We start from the raw sequence: 10,019 nt of genomic DNA, 5'->3' as shown, positions 1-10,019 counted from the left end.
CCAGCCGTGTCCCCTCCCGATCTTGGCAGCCAGCGCATCGCCCTTCGTGACACGGCCATCGCGGCCCGAACCCGATACCTGGTCGCTCGCAATGTTCTTCTCAGCCAGGATCTTGGCCGCCGAAGGCGACGCCGACGTGTTCGTAGCCGAAGCGCTCGCCACTGCGGGGGCAGCTTCCTGTTGCGGTTGCGGAGCCGGAGCCGGCTTCACTTCGGCGTCGCCGGCGGCGGCGGCAACCGGTGCCTCGCCAGCCTTGGCTTCCGTATCGATCATGGCGATCACTTCTTCCGCGGCGACCACATCTCCGTCATGCTTGATGACCTGCGCGAGCACGCCCGCAGCCGGTGCCGGCACTTCCAGCACGACCTTATCCGTTTCGATTTCGATGAGGATTTCGTCGATGGCAACTGCCTCGCCCGGCTTCTTCTTCCACGACAGCATGGTGCCTTCCGACACGGACTCAGAAAGCTGGGGAACCTTGACTTCTACGATAGACATTATGTTTTTTCCTGAATGTATCTGGGTGCGGCGCGTGACCAATGGGTTCAACGCCGTTAATTCTTGGGATTTCCAGAGCGTGTGAATGCAGCGCGCATCTAACTTACGGCGAGCGCTGCTTGTGCATTCCACGTTCCGAATCGACTCACAGCGAATCACAGGACAGCGCATGAACAACCGGGGAGCCGTTTTAAGGGCGTTCCCCGGTCCCAACCGCTTACTTCGAGATCGTCTGCGCGCCCTTCAACCGGCCAAACGCGCCTTCGATCAGCGCCTTCAGCTGCTCGTAGTGCTTCGCGTAATAGCCGACTGCCGGGGATGCCGATGCCGGACGGCCGCTGTAAGCCAGCTTCTGTCCTTCACGCATGCCTTCACGCAGATGGTGCTCGACGTAGAACCAGGCGCCCTGGTTCTGCGGCTCGTCCTGTACCCAGACCACTTCCGTCGCGTGTTCGTATTTCTTGATTTCCGCGTCGAACTGCTTGTGGGCAAACGGATACAACTGCTCGATACGAACGATGGCGATATCGTTCGCCTTCGCTTCGCGGCGATGGGCGATCAGGTCGTAATAAACACGGCCGGAACACACGATCACGCGCTTGACCTTCTTCGGCTCGATCGCAGCATCCGTTTCGCCGATGATCGGCTGGAACGAACCCTTCGCCAGCTCCGACAGGTCCGACACTGCTTCTTTGTGGCGCAGCAGCGACTTCGGCGTGGCGACGATCAGCGGCTTCCTGAACAAGCGGATCATCTGGCGGCGCAACAGATGGAAAATCTGCGCCGGCGTGGTCGGCTGGACCACTTGCATGTTGTGATCCGCGCAAAGCTGCAGGAATCGTTCGATACGCGCCGACGAGTGCTCCGGACCCTGGCCTTCATAGCCATGCGGCAAGAGCATGGTGAGACCTGAAACACGGCCCCACTTCACTTCGCCCGACGAGATGAACTGGTCGATCACAACCTGCGCGCCGTTCACGAAGTCACCGAATTGCGCTTCCCATGCAACCAGCGTGTTCGGCTCTGCAGTGGAGTAGCCGTACTCGAAACCGAGCACTGCTTCTTCCGACAACACCGAGTCGATCACCGTGAACTTCGCCTGACCATCGGCGATGTTCTGCAGCGGAATATACGTGCCGTCGTTCCAGCGTTCGCGGTTTTGATCGTGCAGAACAGCGTGACGATGCGTGAACGTGCCCCGGCCCGAATCCTGGCCTGTCAGACGCACGGCATAGCCCGATGCCACCAGCGACGCATACGCGAGATGCTCGCCCATGCCCCAGTCGAGCTTCGCTTCGCCACGGCCCATTGCACGGCGGTCGTTGATCACGCGCTCGACCAGCGGATGCACCTTGAAGTTTTCCGGAATCGTGGTGATACGCTCGGCCAGACGCTTGAGTTCAGCGAGCGGCACGGCGGTATCGGCTGCGTCGGTCCACTTGCGGTTCAGGAACGGAACCCAGTCCACCGCGTACTTGCTCTTGTAGTTCGAGAGCACCGGATCGACCGTGTGATGGCCGTCATCCATTGCCTGGCGATACGCCTTCACGTAACCATCGGCGTCTTCCGCCGTGATCACGCCTTGCTGCACGAGCTTTTCAGCGTACAGCGCGCGCGTGCCCGGATGCTTCGCAATCGTCTTGTACATCAGCGGCTGCGTGACCGCCGGCGTGTCCTGCTCGTTGTGACCCAGCTTGCGGAAGCAGATGATGTCGACAACCACGTCCTTGTGGAACTGCATGCGGTAGTCGATAGCGAGCTGCGTACACAGCACGACCGCTTCCGGATCGTCGCCGTTCACGTGCAGCACCGGCGCTTCGATCATCTTCGCCACGTCCGAGCAATACAGCGTCGAGCGCGCATCGCGCGGGTCCGACGTCGTGAAGCCGATCTGGTTGTTGATGACGATATGCAGCGTGCCGTGCGTACCGTAACCACGCGTTTGCGCGAGGTTCAGCGTTTCCATGACCACGCCCTGACCGGCAAACGCCGCGTCACCGTGAATCTGGACCGGCAGCACTTGCAGGCCGTCGACGTCGCCGCGACGATCCATACGCGCCTTCGCCGAACCTTCGACCACAGGGTTCACGATTTCGAGGTGCGAAGGGTTGAATGCGAGCGAGAGGTGGACCGGGCCGCCGTCGGTCGAAACGTCCGACGAAAAACCCTTGTGATACTTCACGTCGCCGGCCGGCAGGTCATCGACGTGCTTGCCTTCGAATTCGGCGAAAAGATCGGCCGGCATCTTGCCAAGCGTGTTCACCAGGACGTTCAAGCGTCCACGGTGAGCCATGCCGATGATGATTTCCTGCACGCCTGCAGCGCCCGCGTGACGCACGACTTCGTCCATGGACGCGATAAAGCTTTCGCCGCCTTCCAGCGAGAAGCGCTTCTGTCCGACATACTTGGTGTGCAGGAAACGCTCGAGCCCTTCCGACGCCGTCAGGCGCTGGAGGATGTGCTTTTTCTTGTCGGCGGAAAAATTCGGAGTCGAACGGATCGATTCGAGCCGCTCCTTCCACCAGCGCTTCTGTTCCGGGTCGCTGATGTACATGAACTCGGCGCCAATCGTGCCGCAGTACGTATCGCGCAACGCCTTGACGATTTCACGCAACGACGCCTGCTCGAGCCCGAAATACAGGTTCTGCGCATGGAACGTCTGGTCCATGTCGGCTTCGGTGAAGTCGTAGAAAGCGGGTTCAAGCTCGGGAATGGCCGGGCGCTCGCGGCGCTTCAGTGGATCGAGGTTGGCCCATTGGGAGCCGAGGAAGCGGTAAGCACCGATCAGCGACTGAACGAAGACCTGCTTACGAGCGGTCGCCAGATCAGCACTGCTCTCGCGCGGCACAAAGCCGTTCGATTTCGCGCGCTGAGCGAACGACTCCACGATCGGGCCGTGGGCCACGTCGTTGTGATTCGACCCATCCGATGCGGGCACGTTTTGCAACGCATCGAAATAGGTACGCCAGGTCTCGGGCACTGACGCGGGATTATCGAGATATGCCTCGTACTGTTCTTCGACATACGGGGCATTACCGCCGAACAAATAGGAGTTCAGCTGGGATTGCTTCATCATTTTTACGCTCACCTTTCTTCGAGTTTCTCGAGAAATAGCGGGTTACTCAACCTTCCGCAACACGGCCTGACCGTTTAGCGGATTGCGCGAATCAAGTCTGCTTGGAAGGACCTAAAACTGGCAATGCATCCGCTAGCATAGCACATATCATTAAATCAACGCGCCGACGGCCGCGCCCGGAAAGCTTGCCCGGCGGGCTTTCGGAGACCTTTCGCGAATAAGGGACACATGCGAAGGAGAGTTGCAGCGCAATAAAAAAGCCACCCAAGGGTGGCTTTTCTTCGCATGTCAACGGACTGGATCAGTCCACTGCGCCCTTGCGGCTGGCGCTGCGACGCTCGTGTTCCTTCAGGTAGCGCTTGCGCAGACGGATGGATTGCGGCGTGACTTCGACCAGTTCGTCGTCATCGATAAATTCAACCGCGTATTCCAGCGACATCTGGATCGGCGGCACGAGGCGCACCGCTTCGTCCGTTCCCGACGAACGCACGTTGGTCAGTTGCTTGCCCTTGATCGGGTTCACAACCAGATCGTTGTCACGGCTATGAATGCCGATGATCATGCCTTCATAAAGCGCATCACCCGGCGAAACGAACATGCGGCCGCGATCCTGCAGCTTCCACAATGCGTAGGCGACAGCAGCACCGTCGTCCTGCGAAATCAGCACGCCGTTACGACGCTCGCCAACACCGCCTTCCTTCACCGGCTGATACGAATCGAACGTGTGGCTCATCAGGCCAGTGCCGCGCGTGAGCGTCAGGAATTCCGACTGGAAGCCGATCAGGCCACGTGCCGAGATACGGTACTCAAGACGCGTACGGCCACGGCCGTCCGACGCCATGTCGAGCATCTCGCCCTTGCGGCGGCCCAGCTCTTCCATCACGCCGCCCTGGTTTGCGTCTTCCATGTCGACGGTCAGGTTTTCATACGGCTCATGCTTCACGCCGTCGACTTCCGTCATCACCACGCGCGGACGCGACACGGCGAGCTCATAGCCTTCACGACGCATGTTTTCCACAAGAATGGTCAGGTGCAGTTCGCCACGGCCCATCACTTCGAACGTGGTTTCGTCACCGGTTTCATTCACACGCAGCGCGACGTTGTGGTTCAGTTCCTTCATCAGGCGGTCGCGGATCTGACGGCTCGTGACGAACTTGCCTTCGCGACCGGCCAGCGGTGACGAGTTCACCAGGAAGTTCATGGTCAGCGTGGGTTCGTCCACGGTAATCATGGGCAACGCTTCCGGGGTATCCACGGCGCAAATGGTCACGCCGATGCCGATTTCTTCAATACCGTTGATCAGCACGATGTCGCCGGCTTCAGCCTCTTCAACCTGGACGCGCTCCAGGCCCTTGAACGACAGGACCTGATTGATCTTGCGGTTCAGGATTGGGCCGTCAGCACCCGTGCGCACGGCGACAGCCATGCCCGGCTTGATGCGCCCGCGCGTGATCCGGCCAATGCCGATACGGCCGACATACGACGAAAAGTCGAGCGAGGTGATCTGGAGTTGCAGCGGCGCGTCCGGATCGGCCGGGCGAACCGGAACGTGTTCCAGCACGGCGTCGAACAGCGGACGCATGTCGCCTTCGCGCACGTCCGGGTTCAGTCCGGCATAACCATTCAGGCCCGACGCGTAGACGATCGGGAAATCGAGTTGTTCTTCCGTGGCGCCCAGCTTGTCGAACAGGTCGAACGTCTGGTTGATCACCCAGTCGATCCGCGCGCCCGGCCGGTCGACCTTGTTGATCACAACGATAGGCTTGAGGCCGAGCGCCAGCGCCTTCTTTGTCACGAAGCGCGTTTGCGGCATCGGACCTTCGACGGCGTCGACCAGCAACAACACCGAGTCGACCATGGACAGCACGCGTTCGACTTCACCGCCGAAGTCGGCGTGTCCCGGCGTGTCCACGATATTGATGTGCGTGCCTTCGTACTCGACCGCGCAGTTCTTCGAAAGGATCGTGATGCCACGTTCCTTTTCGATGTCGTTCGAGTCCATCACGCGCTCGACCACAGCCTGGTTCTCTCGGAACGTGGCGGTCTGGCGGAGCAATTGGTCGACGAGCGTGGTCTTGCCGTGGTCGACGTGGGCAATGATGGCAATGTTGCGAAGGGCGCGGGTCATAGGAGCTTGAGGAGCTTGTACAGATAGTTGAGCGCCGTGGGTGCAAGCTAGCTATTAGCCGTGGAACGAACCTGAAGACAAATCCACTTCCCCGCACTCGGCGCGATGGGAACCCAAGATTGTAGCACGGCGGCGTGTCCTCTTCCGCCCTGTTAAGCAATAGGACGAAACCCGGAAGCCTTTTCCCCTCGTTTTCCTATTTCGGGACAGCCGAAAATCGCCGTCAAGTCCTGCTGTCAGGCCCCTGGCGAGCGCAATCAAATCTCAAAATAACAACAGTCGGCATCTCACAAGCGCATTAGGAGGAATCTGAAAGTACTTGCCGCGTCAACGAAACGCCTCCTATAATCTTGCATAGTCAATTATTGCAAGCGCACGAGTATCCATGAGCGACGTCCATCCGCCGGTTCCAGAAATTGCTAATTACGTACTTTGCGAGAGCGTCGGCTACCTGCTAAGCCGCGTTCGCTCGACGCTCTGGAACAATGTGACGCAGCTCACCATGGCTGACCTCGGCATCACCAGCACCCAAGCCAGCATCATGTTCATGCTTGCGAGCGGCCGCAATCTGGCCGCAGCAGACCTTGCGCGCGAATATGGCATTGATGCAAGCGCGGTTACACGCCTGATCGACCGGCTGGAGAAGCGCGGACTGATCACGCGCGTGCGCAGCGAGGAAGACAGGCGGGTCGTGCGACTCGCGCTGACGCCTGAAGGCCGCGAACTCGCGGGGCAGATACCGGCTATTTTCACGAAAGTGCTGGACAAGCTTCTCGGCGGTTTCACTCCCGAGGAAGTCGGTTTTCTGAAAAGCATGTTGCGCCGGATCCTGCTCAATTCGGGCGATCCTGCCGCCATCGCACTGATCAGCGGATACGAAAGCTCAACGCCGAAAGCATCCTCCTGACCAAGCGAGCGTGTTCTCCTGAATCCGGGTTCCTATCTTGACGACGCACATCGGCGACCGCCCTTTCCGGGTAATAAAACTGAAAGAAATGGTTGCTGCGTCCATCTTTACATATCATCTCTGAGAGTCGAGCGATGAAACTCCCTTATTCGTCCGCGCCTGTCTTCGCGGCGTCTACGACAACAATGAAACGCAGCGCGCTGGCCGCAGCCGTGTTCGTGCTCGCGGGTTGTGCCAACTACGCCGGCATCAGCAGCGACAAGCAGATCACCGCGCCACAGAACGACGCGCTGCAGGCCACGCAAAGCGTGCCGTCGCAAGGCGGCCAGTGGCCGTCGCTCGACTGGGCGAAGCAATTCGGCGATCCGCAATTGCCACAGCTCATCGACGAAGCGTTGGCGGGCAATCCATCGATCGCGCAGGCGCAAGCCCGGATCGCGAAGGCATCGTCCTATATAGAAAGCTCACGTGCGGGCCTTTTCCCGAAAGTGAACGGCTCGTATTCGTGGAGTCGCGAGCTCTATTCGGCAAACGGGCTGTACCCGCCTCCGTACGGCGGCAGCTGGTATAGCGAGAACAATGCGCTCGTGAGCGCTTCGTGGGACCTGGACCTGTGGGGCAAGAACCGCTCACGGCTGAATCAGGCGGTGTCGCAGCAGAAGGCCGCCGAGGCCGACATGCAGCAAGCCCGCGTGACGCTGGCGGCATCGGTTGCGCAGACGTATAACCAGCTCGCACTGCTCTATGCCCTGCGCGACGTTGCACAGCGCGAGATCGCAAACCGCTCCGACGTAGGCCGGATCACGAACGGCCGCGTGAGCGCCGGACTCGATACCAACGTCGAAATCCGCACGGCCGAAGGCAATATTGCGACGAGCCAGACGAACCTGTCCGAGCTCGACGGCCAGATCACGACCACGCGCTATCAGCTCGGCGCGCTGCTCGGCCAGGGCCCGGATCGCGGCTTGAAAATTGCGAGCCCGGTGCTGAACTCGAAGATCGAAGTCGCGCTGCCGGACAACGTGCCGGCCGACCTGATCGCGCGCCGGCCGGATATTGTCGCGGCGCGCTGGCAGGTGGAAGCGGCGACATCGGATGTAAAGGAAGCCAAGGCCGAGTTTTTCCCCGACATCAATCTCTCGGTGGCAGCGGGCTTCGATGCCTTCGGCTGGGGCCGGTTCTTCACTTCGAGCAGCCGTCAGTTCAACGCCGGGCCGGCCATCCATTTGCCGATCTTCGATGCCGGCGCACTGCGCGCGCAGTTGAAGGGCCGATACGCGGACTTCGATCTCGACGTCGCGAACTACAACCAGACGCTGATCAATGCGCTGAACGATGTGGCGACGCAGATCGCATCGATTCGCTCGGTCGATCAGCAAACGAGCGATGCCACGCGCGCCCTCGACGCCTCCACGCACGCCTACCAGCTCGCCGTGATCCGGTACAAGGCTGGCTTGTCGCCACAACTGCAGGTGCTCACCGCCGACCAGAACCGGTTGTCGAACGAGCAAACCGTGACGAACCTGCGGATGAGGCGCCGCGATCTCCAGATCGGCCTGATCAAGGCGCTGGGCGGAGGTTTCGATGCCGCCGACACCAACCTTGCCATCGACGGGCAAACGTCGAAAACCGCATCGGTCGCGGCGAAGACCGCAGACTGAACCAAATCAAATCGAATCGATTAGCAGCAACTCGAGACAGGGAATACGGAGCTATTCATGAGCGACTCTCAACAAAACGCCGCAGCAGCACCGGCGCCTAAAACCAGCAACACCAAGCGCCGCGTGCTGATGTCGCTGATCGTGCTGGTCGTGATCATCGCAGCCGTTGCATACGGGCTGTACTACTTCCTCGTCGCGCGTTTTCACGAAAGCACCGACGACGCTTATGTCAACGGCAACATCGTCCAGATCACGCCGCAAGTGGTCGGCACGGTGATCTCGGTGAATGCCGACGACACGCAAACCGTGAAGATGGGCGATCCGCTCGTCGTACTCGATCCGGCGGATTCGAAAGTCGCGCTCGATCAGGCCGAAGCGAATCTTGCGCAGACGGTGCGCCAGGTCCGCACGCTGTTCGTCAACGACAATCAATACCAGGCGCAAGTCGCGCTGCGTCAGTCGGATTTGTCGCGTGCCCAGGATGACCTGCGCCGCCGCTTGACGATTGCGCAGACCGGCGCGATCTCGGGCGAGGAGATCTCCCACGCGCGTGACGCTGTGCGCGGCGCGCAGGCTTCGCTGAATGCGGCGCAGCAGGAGTTGCAGGCGAACCGTTCGCTGACTTCGAACACGACCATCGCAAATCATCCGAATGTGCTGTCGGCCGCCGCCAAGGTCCGCGATTCGTACATCAACTTTGCGCGCAACACCATGCCCGCGCCGGTGACGGGTTATGTCGCGAAGCGTTCGGTGCAGGTCGGCCAGCGCGTGTCGCCGGGCAATCCGCTGATGGCGATCGTGCCGCTGAACGGCGTATGGATCGATGCCAATTTCAAGGAAGTGCAGCTCACGCATATGCGCATCGGCCAGCCGGTTGAACTCACGGCTGACGTGTACGGATCAGGCGTCGTGTTTCACGGCAAGGTGATCGGCTTCTCCGCCGGAACGGGCTCCGCATTCTCGCTCTTGCCGGCGCAAAACGCGACTGGCAACTGGATCAAGGTCGTGCAGCGCCTGCCGGTCCGTATCGCGCTCGACCCGCAGGAACTTGAAAAGCATCCGCTGCGCATCGGTTTGTCGATGAACGTGGACGTGACGATCAAGGACGAGAACGGTGGCCAGCTTGGCACGGCGCCGAACACCGTGTACCAGACCGATGTGTTCGCCAAGTACGGCGATCAGGCCGACGCTGAAATCGCGCGCATCATCGCGGCGAACGAAGGCACGTCGGGTCCGGGAACGGGCGGCGGTTCGCAGAAGACATCGAAGGAAAACGTTCAGCCCGCGACCAGGCAAGACCTCGCGAAGCTGATGTAAGCGCTCTTCAAAGTTTTCCGGAACCGTTCTTATGTCTCAACCCAACGCCGTTCATCCGCCGCTGCAAGGTGCGAAACTCGTGATCGGGACGATCGCGGTGTCGCTCGCGGTGTTCATGAACGTGCTCGATACATCGATCGCAAACGTCTCCATTCCGTCGATATCCGGTGACCTCGGGGTATCGTCGGACCAGGGCACGTGGGTGATCACGTCGTTCGCGGTCGCCAACGCGATCTCCGTGCCGCTCACCGGCTGGCTCACCCAGCGCTTCGGGCAAGTGCGCTTGTTCATGACGTCGATCGTGCTGTTCATGAACGTGCTCGATACATCGATCGCAAACGTCTCCATTCCGTCGATATCCGGTGACCTCGGGGTATCGTCGGACCAGGGCACGTGGGTGATCACGTCGTTCGCGGTCGCCAACGCGATCTC

General features: G+C 60.4%; 7 protein-coding genes. 4 read left to right on the top strand and 3 right to left on the bottom strand.

What is annotated here, in order from left to right:
• The 3 genes from ACRXB1_RS21220 to typA all read right to left on the bottom strand — a co-directional run.
• Nucleotides 1-498 (bottom strand): biotin/lipoyl-containing protein (locus ACRXB1_RS21220; RefSeq protein WP_449493121.1); only part of this gene is annotated, 498 nt, incomplete at its 3' end.
• Between the two features lie 217 nt (nucleotides 499-715).
• Nucleotides 716-3,574, bottom strand: a complete 2,859-nt coding sequence (locus ACRXB1_RS21215; RefSeq protein WP_061999632.1) for a 2-oxoglutarate dehydrogenase E1 component — start codon at nucleotides 3,572-3,574, stop codon at nucleotides 716-718.
• Between the two features lie 301 nt (nucleotides 3,575-3,875).
• Entirely contained in the window at nucleotides 3,876-5,702 is a 1,827-nt protein-coding gene (gene typA / locus ACRXB1_RS21210) for a translational GTPase TypA (RefSeq protein ID WP_061999633.1), read from the bottom strand.
• Between the two features lie 385 nt (nucleotides 5,703-6,087).
• Here typA and ACRXB1_RS21205 point away from each other — a divergent pair, with 385 nt between their 5' ends.
• The 4 genes from ACRXB1_RS21205 to ACRXB1_RS21190 all read left to right on the top strand — a co-directional run.
• Nucleotides 6,088-6,609, top strand: a complete 522-nt coding sequence (locus tag ACRXB1_RS21205; RefSeq protein WP_449493120.1) for a MarR family winged helix-turn-helix transcriptional regulator — start codon at nucleotides 6,088-6,090, stop codon at nucleotides 6,607-6,609.
• A 134-nt stretch (nucleotides 6,610-6,743) separates the two neighbouring features.
• The gene (locus ACRXB1_RS21200; protein ID WP_449493119.1) at nucleotides 6,744-8,270 is read left to right on the top strand and encodes an efflux transporter outer membrane subunit; all 1,527 of its coding nucleotides are present in this window, start codon (nucleotides 6,744-6,746) and stop codon (nucleotides 8,268-8,270) included.
• Nucleotides 8,271-8,327: 57 nt separating this feature from the next.
• A complete protein-coding gene (locus tag ACRXB1_RS21195; protein WP_061999636.1) occupies nucleotides 8,328-9,587 on the top strand; it encodes an EmrA/EmrK family multidrug efflux transporter periplasmic adaptor subunit in 1,260 nt (419 codons plus the stop codon).
• A gap of 31 nt (nucleotides 9,588-9,618) precedes the next feature.
• A partial coding sequence (locus tag ACRXB1_RS21190) for an MFS transporter (RefSeq protein ID WP_449493118.1) occupies nucleotides 9,619-10,019 on the top strand: 401 nt, incomplete at its 3' end.

This window comes from Caballeronia sp. M23-90, from assembly GCF_053574605.1.
The sequence above is the reverse complement of the archived record's forward strand: the minus strand, read 5'-3'. Positions and strand labels throughout refer to the sequence as shown.

Bases quoted from the DNA above. Each gene is read 5' to 3' on its own strand.
- ACRXB1_RS21200 (WP_449493119.1), top strand. From the start codon at position 6,744: ATGAAACTCCCTTATTCGTCCGCGCCTGTCTTCGCGGCGTCTACGACA.
- ACRXB1_RS21195 (WP_061999636.1), top strand. From the start codon at position 8,328: ATGAGCGACTCTCAACAAAACGCCGCAGCAGCACCGGCGCCTAAAACC.
- ACRXB1_RS21215 (WP_061999632.1), bottom strand. From the start codon at position 3,574: ATGATGAAGCAATCCCAGCTGAACTCCTATTTGTTCGGCGGTAATGCC.
- typA (WP_061999633.1), bottom strand. From the start codon at position 5,702: ATGACCCGCGCCCTTCGCAACATTGCCATCATTGCCCACGTCGACCAC.
- ACRXB1_RS21205 (WP_449493120.1), top strand. From the start codon at position 6,088: ATGAGCGACGTCCATCCGCCGGTTCCAGAAATTGCTAATTACGTACTT.